At 53.5% G+C, this 16,417-nt stretch carries 13 protein-coding genes; 11 read left to right on the top strand and 2 right to left on the bottom strand.

Features of this window, described 5'->3' with window-relative positions:
* The first annotated feature begins 54 nt into the window (after window positions 1-54).
* The 11 genes from nuoE (at window position 55) to elaB (ending at window position 12,716) form a co-directional block, all read left to right on the top strand.
* Entirely contained in the window at window positions 55-540 is a 486-nt protein-coding gene (nuoE, locus tag JFY74_14010; protein QQG30550.1) for an NADH-quinone oxidoreductase subunit NuoE, read from the top strand.
* Window positions 537-1,886: an NADH-quinone oxidoreductase subunit NuoF gene (gene nuoF / locus JFY74_14005; protein ID QQG27214.1), complete on the top strand. Its 1,350-nt coding sequence runs from the start codon at window positions 537-539 to the stop codon at window positions 1,884-1,886. Before nuoE ends, nuoF begins: the two co-directional genes overlap by 4 nt.
* Window positions 1,887-2,072: 186 nt before the next feature.
* Window positions 2,073-4,799: an NADH-quinone oxidoreductase subunit NuoG gene (gene nuoG, locus JFY74_14000; GenBank protein QQG27213.1), complete on the top strand. Its 2,727-nt coding sequence runs from the start codon at window positions 2,073-2,075 to the stop codon at window positions 4,797-4,799.
* Window positions 4,796-5,770, top strand: coding sequence for an NADH-quinone oxidoreductase subunit NuoH (nuoH, locus tag JFY74_13995; protein QQG27212.1), 975 nt, complete (start codon window positions 4,796-4,798; stop codon window positions 5,768-5,770). Before nuoG ends, nuoH begins: the two co-directional genes overlap by 4 nt.
* 17 nt (window positions 5,771-5,787) lie before the next feature.
* A complete protein-coding gene (gene nuoI, locus JFY74_13990; GenBank protein ID QQG27211.1) occupies window positions 5,788-6,330 on the top strand; it encodes an NADH-quinone oxidoreductase subunit NuoI in 543 nt (180 codons plus the stop codon).
* A gap of 9 nt (window positions 6,331-6,339) precedes the next feature.
* Window positions 6,340-6,900, top strand: a complete 561-nt coding sequence (nuoJ, locus tag JFY74_13985; protein QQG27210.1) for an NADH-quinone oxidoreductase subunit J — start codon at window positions 6,340-6,342, stop codon at window positions 6,898-6,900.
* Window positions 6,897-7,199, top strand: a complete 303-nt coding sequence (nuoK, locus tag JFY74_13980) for an NADH-quinone oxidoreductase subunit NuoK (GenBank protein ID QQG27209.1) — start codon at window positions 6,897-6,899, stop codon at window positions 7,197-7,199. Before nuoJ ends, nuoK begins: the two co-directional genes overlap by 4 nt.
* On the top strand, window positions 7,196-9,043 hold the full coding sequence (gene nuoL / locus JFY74_13975) for an NADH-quinone oxidoreductase subunit L (GenBank protein ID QQG27208.1): 1,848 nt from the start codon (window positions 7,196-7,198) through the stop codon (window positions 9,041-9,043). Before nuoK ends, nuoL begins: the two co-directional genes overlap by 4 nt.
* A gap of 101 nt (window positions 9,044-9,144) precedes the next feature.
* A complete protein-coding gene (gene nuoM, locus JFY74_13970) occupies window positions 9,145-10,680 on the top strand; it encodes an NADH-quinone oxidoreductase subunit M (protein QQG27207.1) in 1,536 nt (511 codons plus the stop codon).
* Window positions 10,681-10,686: 6 nt separating this feature from the next.
* On the top strand, window positions 10,687-12,144 hold the full coding sequence (nuoN, locus tag JFY74_13965; GenBank protein QQG27206.1) for an NADH-quinone oxidoreductase subunit NuoN: 1,458 nt from the start codon (window positions 10,687-10,689) through the stop codon (window positions 12,142-12,144).
* Window positions 12,145-12,404: 260 nt separating this feature from the next.
* Window positions 12,405-12,716 (top strand): stress response protein ElaB, encoded by a 312-nt coding sequence (gene elaB, locus JFY74_13960; protein QQG27205.1) that lies wholly within the window; start codon window positions 12,405-12,407, stop codon window positions 12,714-12,716.
* Between the two features lie 79 nt (window positions 12,717-12,795).
* On the opposite strand, the gene treC is transcribed toward elaB, so the two are convergent.
* Complete coding sequence (treC, locus tag JFY74_13955; GenBank protein ID QQG30549.1) at window positions 12,796-14,487, bottom strand: alpha,alpha-phosphotrehalase; 1,692 nt, start codon at window positions 14,485-14,487, stop codon at window positions 12,796-12,798.
* Between the two features lie 73 nt (window positions 14,488-14,560).
* Complete coding sequence (gene treB / locus JFY74_13950) at window positions 14,561-15,979, bottom strand: PTS trehalose transporter subunit IIBC (GenBank protein ID QQG27204.1); 1,419 nt, start codon at window positions 15,977-15,979, stop codon at window positions 14,561-14,563.
* Window positions 15,980-16,417: the final 438 nt, after the last annotated feature.

Genomic DNA, 16,417 nt, shown 5'->3' with positions numbered 1-16,417 from the left:
GATCATAACAATCACGATCATATTGACGCTCAGGGACAACCTGCTGACGATTCGCTGACAAAAGACAATGCTTTTGTATTGAGTGACGCCGAACGTGACGCCATTGAGCACGAAAAACATCACTACGAAGATGCACGCGCCGCGTCGATCGAAGCACTGAAAATTGTGCAAAAAGAACGCGGCTGGGTACCGGATGGGGCGATCCATGCGATTGCCGATCTGCTGGGTATTCCTGCCAGTGACGTGGAAGGCGTGGCAACGTTCTACAGCCAGATTTTCCGTCAGCCTGTCGGGCGTCATGTTATTCGCTATTGCGACAGCGTCGTGTGCCACATCAATGGCTATCAGGGCGTTCAGGCTGCACTTGAGCGTAAGCTCAGCATCAAACCGGGACAGACAACGTTCGATGGACGTTTCACGCTGTTGCCGACCTGCTGCCTGGGGAACTGTGACAAGGGGCCGTCAATGATGATTGACGAAGATACCCATACCCATGTGACGCCGGAAGGAATTGAATCGTTATTGGAGCAGTATCAATGAGTAAAGACATTGTTCTGACTGCTGAGCAGCATCCTCTGACCTGGCGTTTACGTGCAGACAAACAGCCGGTATGGCTGGATGAATATCGCAGCAAAAACGGCTATGTCGCCGCGCAAAAAGCGTTAACCGGCATGGCGCAGGATGAAGTGGTCTCACTGGTTAAAGACGCTGGCCTGAAAGGACGTGGCGGCGCGGGCTTTTCGACAGGCTTGAAGTGGAGCCTGATGCCGAAAGACGAAAGCATGAACATCCGCTACCTGCTGTGTAACGCGGATGAGATGGAGCCCGGTACTTATAAAGACCGCCTGCTGATGGAGCAAGAGCCCCATCTGCTGGTTGAAGGCATGCTGATCAGCGCCTTTGCACTGAAAGCCTACCGTGGTTACATCTTCCTGCGCGGCGAATACATCGAAGCTGCTGTTCATCTGCGTCGCGCAATCGAAGAAGCGAAAGCGGCTGGCCTGCTGGGCAAAAATATTCTGGGCAGCGGATTTGATTTCGAGCTGTTCGTGCATACGGGCGCTGGGCGTTACATCTGCGGTGAAGAAACCGCACTGATTAACTCACTGGAAGGCCGTCGTGCCAACCCACGTTCTAAGCCGCCGTTCCCGGCGTCTGCGGGTGTTTGGGGCAAGCCGACCTGCGTCAACAACGTGGAAACGCTGTGTAACGTACCGGCGATTATCGAGCACGGTGCAGCGTGGTATCAGGGGCTGTCTGCGGGTAAAAGTAAAGATGCAGGCACGAAACTGATGGGCTTCTCCGGCCGCGTCAAGAATCCGGGTCTGTGGGAACTGCCGTTCGGTACGACTGCGCGTGAAATTCTGGAAGACTACGCGGGCGGTATGCGCGATGGTCTGAAGCTGAAAGCCTGGCAACCGGGTGGTGCAGGTACGGATTTCCTGACGGAAAGCCATCTCGATCTGCCGATGGATTTTGAGCACATTGCGAAAGCTGGTAGCCGTATGGGTACCGCACTGGCGATGGCCGTCGATCACGAAATCAATATGGTTTCGCTGACGCGCAATCTCGAAGAATTCTTCTCCCGTGAATCCTGTGGCTGGTGTACGCCGTGCCGCGATGGTCTGCCGTGGAGCGTGAAGATTCTGCGTGCGCTGGAGAAGGGTGAAGGTCAGCCTGGCGATATCGAAACGCTGGAGCAGCTTTGCCGTTTCCTCGGGCCGGGCAACACCTTCTGTGCACATGCGCCGGGTGCGGTCGAGCCGCTGCAAAGTGCCATCAAGTATTTCCGGGAAGAATTCGAAGCGGGTATCTCTAAACAGTATTTAGGCAATGTCAAAGCGATTGGCGGTATTCAGCCTAACCTGTTGAAAGAGCGCTGGTAAGCTATCGCTCAACACGTGCGAGATGCAGTGAATGTATCCGCAGGGTGGCGCAAATAAGCCACCCTCATAAACCCAATAGATTTCAAGGCGCAGGTAGCCAACGCATTTGCGATTTGAAAGTGAGGGTATACAGAATTTTTGATTAGCGCTCGTGGTGACACGGGCCATTATGGAAGCATGCTGACTATGGCTACTATTCATGTAGACGGCAAAGAGTATGAAGTAAACGGAGCAGACAACCTTCTGGAAGCTTGCCTGACTCTGGGACTTGATATTCCTTACTTTTGCTGGCACCCCGCGCTCGGGAGCGTCGGATCCTGCCGCCTCTGTGCGGTAAAACAGTACCAAAACGCGGAAGACACCCGCGGTCGTCTGGTGATGTCTTGTATGACACCAGCAACCGAAGGAACGTTCATCGCGATTGAAGATGAAGAAGCGAAGCTATTCCGTAAGACGATAGTTGAGTTTCTGATGACCAACCACCCGCACGATTGTCCGGTGTGTGAGGAAGGCGGTAACTGTCATTTGCAGGATATGACGGTGATGACGGGGCAAAACTTCCGTCGCTATCGCTTCACCAAACGTACCCACCGCAATCAGGATCTCGGGCCGTTCATTTCTCATGAGATGAACCGTTGTATCGCGTGCTATCGTTGCGTGCGTTACTACAAAGATTACGCGGATGGCAAAGATCTCGGCGTTTACGGCGCACACGACAACGTCTACTTCGGTCGCCCGGAAGATGGCACGCTGGAAAGCGAGTTCTCTGGCAACCTGGTTGAAGTGTGTCCTACCGGTGTATTCACCGATAAAACGCACTCCGAGCGCTATAACCGTAAATGGGATATGCAGTTTGCACCGAGCGTCTGCCAGCAGTGCAGCATCGGCTGTAATACCAGCCCCGGTGAACGCTATGGCGAACTGCGCCGTATCGAAAACCGTTTTAACGGTAGCGTAAACCACTATTTCCTGTGTGACCGCGGTCGTTTTGGTTACGGCTATGTCAACCAGAAAGACCGTCCGAACCAGCCGCTGCAACGTCGCGGTAATGACTGGATCGCGCTGAATGCCGATCAGGCATTGCAAGGTGCGGCGGATGTGCTGCGTCAGGCGAAGAAAACGATCGGTATCGGTTCACCGCGTGCCAGCATTGAAAGCAACTTCGCCTTGCGTGAGCTGGTGGGTGCAGAGAACTTCTACACCGGTATCGCGCAGGAAGAACAAAATCGTCTGCAACTGATCCTGAAAGTGCTGCGCGAAAGCGGTGTGAGAACACCGGCGCTGCGTGAGATCGAAGGCTACGATGCAGTTCTGATTCTGGGTGAAGACTTGACGCAGACGGGCGCGCGTATCGCACTGGCCGTTCGTCAGGCCGTTAAAGGCAAAGCTCGTGAAATGGCGGCCGCACAGAAAGTGGCTGACTGGCAGATTGCGGCGATCATGAACATTGGTCAGCATGCCAAGCACCCGCTGTTTGTCACCAACGTCGATAACACCCGTCTGGACGACATCGCTGCATGGAACTACCGTGCGCCGGTTGCCGATCAGGCACGTCTTGGTTTTGCCATTGCACATGGTCTGGATAGCAGCGCTCCGGCAGTTACCGATCTGGCTGCGGGTCTCGACCAGAAAGTCGATATCATCGTACAGGCGCTGGCCGGTGCGAAAAAACCACTCATCATTTCCGGCACCAATTCAGGTAGCGAGGAAGTGATCTCTGCGGCGGCAAACGTTGCCAAAGCGCTGAAAAATCGCGGTTCTGACGTCGGTATTACCTTTGTTGCTCCTGCTGCTAACAGCATCGGGTTGTCAATCATGGGTGGCGGTTCGCTGGATGACGCGCTGGCGCAGTTGGAAAACGGCGACGCTGACAGCTTGGTGGTTCTGGAGAACGATCTCTACCGTCATGCCCCAATCGCTCGCGTTGACGCGGCGCTGGAAAAAGCTGAGAACCTGATTGTGGTTGACCATCAGCGTACTCGCATCATGGATAAGGCCAGCATCATTCTGTCTGCTGCCAGCTTTGCTGAAAGCGACGGTACGTTGGTGAATCAGGAAGGCCGCGCTCAGCGCTTCTTCCAGGTTTATGACCCAACGTACTACAACGACAAGATTGTGATGCTGGAAAGCTGGCGCTGGCTGCACTCGCTGTATATCACCTATAACAGCCGTCAGGTTGACTGGACGCAGCTGGATAACGTGATTGATGCGTGTGTTGCTGCTCTGCCGCAGCTTGCTGCAATCAAAGATGCCGCACCGGACGCGTCGTTCCGTATTCGTGGTCAGAAACTGTCACGTTCACCGATTCGTTCCAGCGGACGTACGGCAATGCGTGCCAATATCAGCGTGCATGAACCACGTCAGCCCGTCGATAAAGACACGATGTTTGCCTTCTCAATGGAAGGGAACAACAGCCCGACAGCTAATCGTCAGCAGATTCCGTTTGCTTGGGCACCAGGCTGGAACTCACCACAAGCCTGGAACAAATTCCAGGACGAAGTGGGCGGACATTTGCGTCATGGCGATCCAGGTGTGCGTATGATCGAAGCCGGCGAAGGTTCGCTGGCGTATTTCGATAACATTCCTGCGGCTTTCGTCCCACAAGCGGGTCAATGGCGCGTTGCGCCGTATTATCACCTGTTTGGTAGTGATGAAATGTCACAGCGTTCTGACGTGATTCAGCAGCGTATGCCAGAGCCTTACGTGATGGTGAACCCGGCTGACGCGGCAACGCTGGGCGTGAACGCTGGTGCGTTGCTTGAGTTGACCTGTGCAGGACAAACGCTACGTCTGCCACTGCGCTTAAGTGCGGCATTGAGTCAGGGACAGGTTGGTTTACCGCTGGGCTTACCGGGTATTGCACCGGTGCTGGCGGGTGCAACCGTTGAAAATCTGCGGGAGGCCGCACAATGAGTTGGTTAACGCCGGAATTAATCGAGATTCTGATCTCCGTCGGAAAAGCGATCGTGATTCTGCTGGTTGTGGTGACCTGTGGCGCATTCATGAGTATGGGTGAACGTCGACTGCTCGGTCTCTTCCAGGGACGTTATGGACCGAACCGGGTAGGTTGGGGCGGTTCATTGCAGCTTGTCGCTGACATGATCAAGATGTTCTTCAAAGAAGACTGGGTGCCTAATTTCACCGATAAAGTGATCTTCACGCTGGCACCGATGATCGCGTTTACGTCAATGCTGATTGCCTTTGCGATTGTGCCGATCACGCCAACCTGGGGTGTCGCCGATCTGAACATCGGTATCCTGTTCTTCCTGATGATGGCGGGTTTGGCCGTTTACGCGGTGCTGTTTGCCGGCTGGGCGAGTAACAACAAATACTCGCTGCTGGGTGCGGTACGTGCTTCTGCTCAGACCGTAAGCTACGAAGTGTTCATCGGCCTGTCGCTGATGGGGGTTGTCGCGCAAGCGGGCTCGTTCAACATGCGCGACATCGTCGATTCTCAGGAACACCTGTGGAACGTTATCCCGCAGTTCTTCGGCTTTATTACGTTTGCCATCGCAGGCGTGGCGGTGTGTCACCGTCACCCGTTTGACCAGCCTGAAGCTGAACAGGAACTGGCCGATGGTTACCACATTGAATACTCCGGTATGAAATTCGGTCTGTTCTTTGTCGGGGAATATATCGGGATCGTGACTGTTTCCGCGCTGATGGTGACCTTATTCTTCGGTGGCTGGCATGGTCCAATCCTGCCTCCGTTTGTCTGGTTCGCGCTGAAAACAGGCTTTTTCATGATGATGTTCATCCTGATTCGTGCTTCGTTACCCCGTCCGCGTTATGACCAGGTGATGTCTTTCGGTTGGAAAGTCTGTCTGCCGATAACGCTTTTGAATCTGCTGGCGACAGCGGCCGTCATTTTGTACAACGCTTAAGAAGGGGTGAATAAACCATGACATTGAAAGAGTTAGTGGTTGGTTTCGGCACCCAGATACGCAGTATCTGTATGGTGGGATCGAATGCTTTTAAGAAGCGCGAAACCAGAATGTATCCAGAAGAGCCTGTGAATCCACCACCGCGCTACCGTGGTCGTATCGTGCTGACGCGCGATCCAGATGGTGAAGAGCGTTGCGTTGCCTGCAACCTGTGTGCGGTGGCCTGTCCGGTCGGCTGTATCTCATTGCAGAAAGCGGAAACCAAAGATGGTCGCTGGTATCCAGAGTTCTTCCGCGTCAACTTCTCGCGCTGCATTTTCTGTGGCTTCTGTGAAGAAGCCTGCCCGACAACCGCTATCCAGCTGACGCCGGATTTCGAGATGGGCGACTACAAACGTCAGGATCTGGTGTACGAGAAAGAAGATTTGCTGATATCGGGGCCGGGTAAATATCCGGAATATAATTTCTACCGGATGGCTGGTATGGCAATCGATGGGAAAGACAAAGGCGAAGCTGAAAACGAAGCCAAACCCATTGATGTCAAAGGCCTGTTGCCCTAAGGAGCTAGCATGGAATTCGCTTTTTATACCACAGGTTTGATTGCGATACTGGCGACACTGCGCGTCATTACGCATACCAATCCTGTGCATGCATTGTTGTATATGGTCACCTCGCTCATGGCGATTGCGGGCGTATTTTTCTCGCTGGGGGCTAATTTTGCCGGCGCGCTGAGCATCATCGTGTATGCGGGTGCCATCATGGTGCTGTTTGTGTTCGTGGTCATGATGCTCAACCTCGGTAATTCCGTAGAAGAACAAGAGCGGAATTGGCTGAAACCCAGCGTCTGGATCGGTCCGAGCATTCTTTCACTGGCGTTACTGGTGATTGTCGTCAATGCCATTCTTAGCCTGAAAGAGCAGGGCATCACGGGTACGCCTGTTGAGGCGAAAGCCGTGGGTATCAGCCTGTTTGGGCCTTATGTTCTGGCCGTTGAATTAGCATCAATGCTGCTGCTGGCGGGATTGGTTGTCGCTTTCCACATTGGTCGTGAAGATAAACGTGGTGACGTTGTCAGTAAAGAAGGCGCGAACCAGGACGTTGAGAAGAAAATAACGGGGGAACGCGCATGATTCCGTTACAACATGGATTGATTTTAGCCGCTATTCTGTTTGTTCTGGGGCTGACTGGTCTGTTGATTCGTCGTAACCTGCTGTTTATGTTGATCAGTCTTGAAATTATGATCAACGCTGCCGCGCTGGCCTTTGTGGTCGCAGGCAGTTACTGGCAGCAGCCGGATGGTCAGGTGATGTACATTCTGGCGATTACGCTGGCAGCGGCTGAGGCCAGTATTGGTCTGGCACTGTTGCTGCAAATGTATCGTCGTCGTCAGACCCTGAATATTGATACAGTCAGTGAGATGCGCGGATGAACTTACTCTATTTAACAATACTCTTCCCGCTGCTCGGCTTTCTGTTGCTGGCATTTTCCCGCGGTCGCTGGTCTGAAAATACGTCCGCGACCGTCGGTGTTGGCTCGATTGGTCTGGCAGCGTTGGTTACCGCTTGGGTTGTGGTCGATTTCATGGGCCAACAGCACGGCGGTGTAACCTTCTTTAATCAGCATCTGTGGACATGGATGGCCGTCGGCAACTTCGACATCAGCGTCACGCTGACGCTCGATGGCCTTTCGGTGACGATGCTGTCCGTTGTAACGGGTGTCGGCTTCTTTATCCACCTGTTTGCCTCTTGGTACATGCGTGGGGAAGAGGGATATTCCCGCTTCTTCGCCTACACCAACCTGTTTATCGCGAGTATGGTTGTTCTGGTACTGGCTGATAACCTGTTGTTGATGTACCTCGGTTGGGAAGGGGTGGGGCTGTGCAGTTACCTGCTGATCGGTTTCTACTACACCAATCCGAAGAACGGCGCGGCGGCGATGAAAGCCTTCATCGTTACGCGTGTGGGTGACGTCTTCCTGGCCTTTGCGCTGTTCATCCTTTACAAAGAGCTGGGTACGCTTAACTTCCGCGAGCTGATGGTATTGGCACCGCAGAAACTGGCTGAAGGTTCACCAGAAATCACCTGGGCTACGCTGATGTTGCTGGGTGGTGCGGTCGGTAAATCGGCACAGCTGCCGCTGCAAACCTGGCTGGCGGATGCGATGGCTGGTCCAACTCCGGTATCTGCACTGATCCACGCCGCCACGATGGTTACCGCGGGTGTTTACCTGATTGCGCGTACTAACGGCCTGTTCCTGATGGCCCCGGATGTTCTGCATCTGGTAGGGATTGTGGGTGCAGTCACGCTGGTGCTGGCAGGTTTTGCCGCTCTGGTTCAAACCGACATCAAGCGCGTCTTGGCTTACTCTACGATGAGCCAGATTGGTTACATGTTCCTGGCGCTGGGCGTTCAGGCATGGGATGCCGCGATTTTTCACCTGATGACGCACGCGTTCTTTAAAGCGCTGCTGTTCCTCTCTTCTGGTTCGGTGATTTTGGCCTGCCACCACGAGCAGAACATCTTCAAGATGGGCGGCCTGCGTAAAACGATTCCGCTGGTTTATGTTTGCTTCCTGGTCGGGGGCGCGGCGCTGGCTGCACTGCCGCTGGTTACCGCAGGCTTCTTCAGTAAAGACGAGATTCTGGCTGGCGCATGGGCAAATGGTCACATCAATCTGATGGTGGCTGGATTGGCCGGTGCCTTCATGACCTCGCTGTATACGTTCCGTATGATTTTCATCGTGTTCCACGGTGAAGAGAAAACCAAAGCGCATGCAGGAAAAGGCATTTCTCACCACTTACCGCTGGTTGTGCTGATGATTCTGTCCACCTTTATTGGTGCGATGATTGTTCCGCCGTTGCACGGTGTATTGCCAGCGACGACTGAGCTTGAACATGGCCAGTTGATGACGCTGGAAATTACCTCTGGCGTGGTGGCGATTGCCGGTATTCTGCTTGCTGCTGTGCTGTGGCTGGGTAAACGTCAGGCGGTGAGCAGCATCGCGAAGAGTGCTCCAGGTCGTTTCTTCTCGACCTGGTGGTTCCACGCGTGGGGCTTCGACTGGTTGTACGACCATGTCTTTGTTAAACCGTATCTGGCTATCGCGAAGCTGTTGCAGCGTGATCCGTTAAATGCATTGATGACGCTTCCGGCTACGATTACTCGTTGGGGTAACCGTGGGCTGGCGCTCAGTGCGAATGGTCAATTGCGCTGGTACGTTGCTTCAATGGGCTTTGGTGCCGTGCTGGTGCTGGCCTTGTTACTGCTGGTCTAAGGCAGTATCCGGTAACGTACTAAAAGGTAGGGCATTCCGCAGACAGGGATGCCCGCCACGGCAAGTTTTCAGATTTCTTTAATTTAGGGACACAAAACGCCATGCTACTACCTTGGCTAATTCTTCTCCCCTTTATCGGCGGTCTGCTGTGCTGGCAGTTAGAGCGTTTTGGTACGAAAGTACCGCGCTGGATAGCGTTGATTGCAATGGGGCTGACACTCGCACTGTCTCTGCAACTGTGGTTGCAAGGCGGTTATTCGCTGACCGCACCGACAGGCGTGCCACAATGGCAATCTGAGTTTTATGTGCCATGGATCCCGCGCTTCGGCATCGGTATTCATCTTGCGCTGGACGGCCTGTCACTGCTGATGGTGGTGCTGACGGGGTTGCTGGGCGTGTTGGCAATCCTCTGTTCCTGGAATGAAATTCAGCGCTATCAGGGCTTCTTCCACCTGAACCTGCTGTGGATTCTGGGCGGCGTTATCGGTGTGTTCCTTGCCATCGACATGTTCCTGTTCTTCTTCTTCTGGGAAATGATGCTGGTACCGATGTACTTCCTGATTGCGCTGTGGGGCCATAAAGGCTCCGACGGTAAAACCAGAATTACGGCGGCGACCAAGTTCTTCATCTATACCCAGTCAAGCGGACTGATCATGCTGATCGCGATTCTGGCGCTGGTCTTTGTGCATCACAATGCCACTGGCGTTTGGACGTTCAACTATGAAGACCTGCTGAAGACGCCGATGTCATATGGTGTTGAATATCTGCTGATGCTGGGCTTCTTCATCGCGTTTGCTGTAAAAATGCCTGTCGTGCCGTTGCACGGTTGGCTGCCAGATGCACACAGTCAGGCACCAACTGCGGGTTCTGTTGACCTGGCAGGGATCCTGTTGAAAACGGCGGCCTATGGCCTGCTGCGTTTCAGCCTGCCGCTGTTCCCTAACGCCTCCCATGCTTTTGCACCGATCGCTATGTGGCTGGGTGTGATTGGTATCTTCTACGGTGCCTGGTTGGCGTTCAAACAGACGGATATCAAACGTCTGATTGCTTACACCTCTGTGTCCCATATGGGCTTCGTGATGATTGCCATCTATTCCGGTAATCAGCTGGCTTATCAGGGTGCGGTGATTCAGATGATTGCGCACGGCTTGTCCGCTGCCGGTCTATTCATTCTGTGTGGTCAACTGTACGAACGTCTGCATACCCGTGACATGCGTGAAATGGGTGGCCTGTGGGCGCGCTTGAAGTTCCTGCCTGCGCTGTCTCTGTTCTTTGCTGTGGCAACCTTGGGGATGCCGGGTACGGGTAACTTTGTCGGCGAATTCATGATTCTGTTCGGCAGCTATCAGGTTGTGCCGGTGATTACGGTGATCTCAACCTTCGGTCTGGTATTTGCGTCGGTCTACTCACTGATCATGATTCAGCGTGCTTATTACGGTACGCCTAAATCTGATGAACCATTGAAGAGTATGTCGCTCCGCGAATTGTCTATCGTGATGCTGTTGGTGGTATTACTGGTGTTGTTAGGGGTTTACCCGCAACCGATTCTGGATACCTCCAGTGCCGCGATGTCAAATATCCAGCAGTGGTTTATGTCGTCTGCTCCAGATTCAATTATTTCAACAACAAGGCCGTAATTCGCCATGACAATAACTCTTCAACAACTAATTGCGCTATCGCCGCTGTTGATCGTCGGATTGACGGTAGTGGTTGTGATGCTGTGCATTGCGTGGCGACGCAACCATTTTGTCAACGCAACCATGACGGTTATCGGCCTGAATATTGCGTTGCTGTCACTGTACTTTGTCGGCCAGGTTGGCCCAACGGACGTGACGCCGCTGCTGCGTGTTGATGGCTTCTCGATGTTCTATACCGGACTGGTTCTGCTTGCCAGTCTGGCAACCAGCACGTTTGCCTACCCGTGGCTGCAAGGCTACCCAGACAATCGTGATGAGTTCTACCTGCTGGTTCTCATTGCCGCGTTGGGTGGGATTTTGCTGTCGAGCGCCAACCATCTGGCTTCGCTGTTCATCGGGATCGAACTGCTTTCTCTCCCGCTGTTTGGTTTGGTCGGCTATGCCTTCCGCCTGAAACGTTCGCTGGAAGCCAGTATTAAATACATGCTGCTGTCGGCAGCCGCGTCTTCCTTCCTGCTGTTTGGTATGGCGCTGATTTATGCTGAATCAGGCGATATGAGCTTCGCCAGCCTCGGTAAGAGCCTGAGCGATCACCAAATCCATGAGCCGCTGCTGCTGGCAGGCCTGGGGATGATGATTGTCGGTCTGGGCTTCAAGCTGTCTCTGGTTCCGTTCCAGCTGTGGACGCCTGATGTGTATCAGGGTGCACCTGCGCCCGTGTCTACGTTTCTGGCGACGGCCGGTAAAATTGCCGTTTTCGGTGCAGTCATGCGTTTGTTCCTGTACGCGCCGATGGCTGACAGCGAGTCCGTCAGAATTGTGCTAGGTGTCATCGCGTTCGCGTCTATCCTGTTCGGTAACGTGATGGCGGTATCGCAAACCAACATCAAACGTCTGCTCGGTTACTCTTCTATCGCACACTTGGGCTATTTGCTGGTTGCCCTGATCGCGGTTCAGAGCCATCAACTGGCGCTGGAAACCGTCGGTGTTTATCTGGTGGGTTACCTGTTCAGCAGCCTGGGCGCGTTCGGTGTGGTTAGCCTGATGTCTAGCCCGTACCGTGGCCCGGATGCCGATTCACTGTTCTCTTACCGTGGTTTATTCTGGCATAAACCAGTCCTGTCTGCGGTGATGACGGTGATGATGCTGTCGCTGGCGGGTATCCCGATGACGCTGGGCTTCTTCGGCAAATTCTATGTGCTGGCGGTCGGTGTTAATGCTGAACTGTGGTGGCTGACTGGTGCTGTCGTGTTGGGTAGTGCCATTGGTCTGTACTACTATCTGCGCGTGATGGTGAGTTTGTTCCTGAATGCGCCGCAGGTGTTGCAGCGTGATACGCCAAACAACTGGGCTTTAACTGCGGGTGGTGTGGTCGTGCTGATCTCCTCCATCGTGGTACTGTTCTTTGGTTTGTATCCGCAGCCGCTTATCTCTCTGGTGCAATTGGCGCAGCCAATGATGTAACCGCTGACGAGAGTCTGCTTGAGTAATGAAGCGCCGTTGATGAGAATCAACGGCGTTTTTTTATGGCGAGCTTCCTGCTCGCCACTCTTCGGGCCGTCGCAAGCGATGTTGAAAAACGCTCCTGCATTTTTTTATGGAAGCAAAATACGTTTTAGGAATGATCTGGTCTGTTGCAGCCGTAGAAGTCGCACAAACTTGTCTATAGTTAATCAGGCAACGATTTATAACTAATGACTTTTCATAACAGAAGGGAGCACTTTATGGCAGCGACCAAAAAACAGCCTGAAGAAATTCGTGTCGATGATGATTTAAAACTTCTGTCTGAAACGCTGGATGAGGTATTGCGCTATACGGGCGATCAGGCAGACCAAGCCTACCTTGATTTGAAAAAGGGCGCGGAAAAAGCGCTGCTGGAAGTCAAAGCCCGCATTGGTGTGACTGACAGCTATTATGCGCGCGCCAAGCAGGTGGCTGACAAAGCCGACGTCTATGTGCATGACAAACCCTGGCACGGTATCGGTATCGGTGCCACAGTCGGTCTGGTGTTGGGATTGCTGCTGGCTAAGCGCTAGTTCCTGCCAATCTAGTTTCTGGTAATTGAGTTTCTGGTAATAATGTAGCGGGGTTACCCGCTACATCTCACGGTATCCTCTAGCCCTGAATCTTATCCTCTTTCTCCGGCATTCCTTGTACCCAATAGATGGCTTCAAACGGGCGTAGCGCCAGTATGGCGGGCTGAGGCTGTGCATCAGAGTAATTGCTGAATAACAGTCGCCAGCGGCGGTCATGAGTATCAATTGGAGGCTGCCAGCGCTGAGTCTGTTTGCTGAGATTTGCCAGAACCAGAAGCCGCTGTCCCTCCCAGATGCGCTGATAGCACCAGACGTTAGGGTGATCGGGGAGCAAATCCTGATAGTCCCCATACGTCAGCAGCGGAAGTGCTTTACGCATAGCAATAAGCTGCTGGTAGGTATAGAAAACGGAGTCTTTATCCGCCAGCGCCTGTGCTGCGTTGATGTGGTCGACATTCTGGCATGGGGTTATCCACGGCGTGCCGGTCGTAAACCCAGCATGATGGCTGTCATCCCACTGCATCGGCGTGCGGCCGTTATCGCGTGATTTGCTGGCGAGGATTGCTAAGGTTTGTTCGTCCGGCTGACCCCGTTCGCGCTGTTCAGCAAACTGATTCAGGCTTTCAATATCGCGGTATTGTTCAATCCGCGTATAGCCTGGATTGGTCATACCCAGTTCTTCACCCTGATAGATATAGGGCGTGCCTTGCATACCGTGAAGCACCATCGCCAGCATCTTGGCGGATTGCACACGGAATTTGCCTTCGTCACCAAAGCGCGACACGATGCGCGGCTGGTCGTGATTACACCAGAACAGCGCGTTCCAGGCATGGTTGTGCATCCCCTGCTGCCAGTGATTAAAGATCTGTTTGAGTTGGATAAAATCAGGTTCCGTCAGCGTCCATTTTTCCCCATTCGGATAATCGACTTTCAGATGATGGAAATTGAACGTCATGGAGAGTTCATTGCCGTCCAGCGCGGCGTAGCGGCGGCAGTGCTCCAGCGAGGTGGATGACATCTCACCGACGGTCATCAAGCCACGGGGCTGAAAAACATCCCGGCTGAACTCCTGCAGGTAATCATGAATCAGGGGACCATCGGTATAGAAACGGCGTCCATCGCCCTGAGCATCAGACGGGAAATCCTGCTGCTTGGAAACCAGATTGATGACATCCAGCCGCAGTCCGTCCACACCTTTATCCGCCCAAAATGCACAGACCTGCTTTAATTCATCCCGTACGCGCGGGTGTTCCCAATTCAGGTCGGCCTGTTCAGTGGCGAAAAGATGCAGATAGTACTGTTTGCTTTCTTCGTGCCACTGCCAGGCCGGGCCGCCAAATTTTGAACGCCAATTATTAGGTAGCGCTCCGTCATTACCATCACGCCAGATATAAAAATGACGGTACGGACTACGGCGATCCTGTGCGTTCTGGAACCAGTGGTGTTGCGTAGAGGTGTGGTTGAACACCATGTCCATGACGACACGTATACGGCGCTGATGCGCTTCCGCGATCAATGTTTCCATATCGGCCATCGTGCCATAGGCTGGGTCGATGGCGCAGTAGTCGGCGACGTCATAGCCGTTGTCAACCTGAGGAGAGAGGTAAACTGGTGTCAGCCAGATCGCATCGACGCCCAGCTGTTGCAGGTAATCGAGCCGGGCGGTGATGCCAGCGATGTCGCCAATGCCATTGCCGGTACTGTCCTGAAAGCTCTTCGGGTAGATTTGATAAATCACGCCATTTTGCCACCAGGGAAGCGAGGCGTTCATGGTCATGAGGTCGCTCCTTTATTACAGTGGGCCGTGCAAGCACGGCCTGAGTTGAGACAATAATTATATGCCGCTATGTAGGATCGAGTGTGCCATTGCGGGTTTTGCGCTTATAGACCAGCGATGTCAATACAATCGGAATGACGGTGGCAACCAGCGTGGCAAGGGCGAAGATTCCCCAAAACTGTGGCTTGATGGAGAGAATACCCGGTAGCCCACCTACGCCGATGCCGTTTGCCGTTACGCCGTACAGCCCGCAGATGAGTGCAGCCGCAGCGGAGCCAATCATGGCGCACAGCATCGGAAAGCGGTATTTGAGGTTGATACCGTACATGGCGGGTTCGGTCACGCCAAGAAAGGCGGAAATCGCCGCAGGAACAGAAATTTCGCGCTCGTTGGCTTTCCGGCTGACGAGAATCACCCCGACGACGGCAGCCGCCTGTGCAATGTTGGACAATGCGATGAGCGGCCAGACGGGGGTGCCGCCCATGCTTTGAATCATCTGCATATCAATCGCGAGGGTAGTTTGGTGTACGCCTGTGATGACCAGCGGTGCATACAGGAAGCCAAACAGCGCGGCGCCAATGGGAGCGAAACTGCCTGTCATGACCGCCTTAACGGCCCAGGCGACGCCATCGCCAATCATACGACCAAAGGGACCAATCAACGTGTGTGCTAGGAAAACGGCCAGAATGAGCGAGGTTACGGGCACGACCACCAGATAGAGGTAATCCGGCACGATTTTTTTCAGTCGCATTTCGATCAGGGCCAGCGCCATCCCAGCCAATACGGAAGGGATGACCTGTGCCTGATAACCTATCTTCTCGATCGTGAACCAGCCGAAATTCCACACTTCAGGCGTTTGTTGGCCAATAAGATAGGCGTTCATTAACTGTGGCGATACCAGCGTGATACCGAGTACGATGCCGAGGATGGGCGTGCCGCCCATTTTGCGTACGGTTGACCAACAGACCGCAACGGGAAGATAGAAGAAGATGGCTTCGCCCAGCAGCCAGAGGAAATCGTAGATGGTTTGCCAGGTCGGGTAGAGCTGTACCAGCGTTTGCCCGTCGCGCATCGGAATATCGCCAATTACGTTACGGGCTCCGAGGATCAAGCCCCCGCTGATGAGCGCGGGAAGCAGCGGAAAAAAGATCTCGGCAAAATGTGAAATGCTGCGTTCAAACCAGCTCATGTTCTGGCGAGCGGCGACTTTGGCTTCTTCTTTATTAATTTCGCCTTTTCCCGTGGTGGCGAGCAGCGCTTTGTAATACTCATCCACGTTGGTGCCGATCACGACCTGAAATTGTCCGGCGTTCGTAAAACACCCTTTAACAATACGCAGCTCTTCAATGTTCTTGGGATGGGCTTTGGATGAGTCGTGCAAGACGAAGCGGAGACGAGTAATGCAGTGCGTGACCGCCGCGATGTTCTCACGCCCGCCGACCAGTTCGATCAGACGGTCAATATCCTGTTGTTTAACTTTACTCATAGTCATGTCCTTTTTATACCCGTCATACTTCAAGCTGCTTGTGCGTTGGCTGCCCTTACTCACCCCAGTCACTTACCTGTGTAAGCTCCTGAGGATTCGCTCGGTTGCTGCCTTCACGCAACTCGAATTATTTAGGGTATATCTTTTAGCGCAGACGTCGTGGACGCGAAGCAAGTACAGCCAGAGAAAAGCATAGTCTGTTAACGGTGGTTTTGCCGTGAAAGAAAAACGCATTGGGCTGTTTTTAAAAGAGAATGTTCAGGCATGCGGTGTGCTGCACAAATCGGCGACGTGTGGGTAGACAAAAAGGAAAGGGGGATGAATAGGTATGAGAGAGGATGAAAAAACAAAAGCCGCCTGTAGGAGGCGGCTTCAGAGATTGTTTATATCACAATCAGAACGGGCTGATGATTGACCCAATACGTTCACAGTAACTGA

It is taken from the genome of Pectobacterium carotovorum, assembly GCA_016415585.1.
Classification (GTDB): Bacteria; Pseudomonadota; Gammaproteobacteria; order Enterobacterales; family Enterobacteriaceae; genus Pectobacterium; species Pectobacterium carotovorum_K.
The sequence above is the reverse complement of the archived record's forward strand: the minus strand, read 5'-3'. Positions and strand labels throughout refer to the sequence as shown.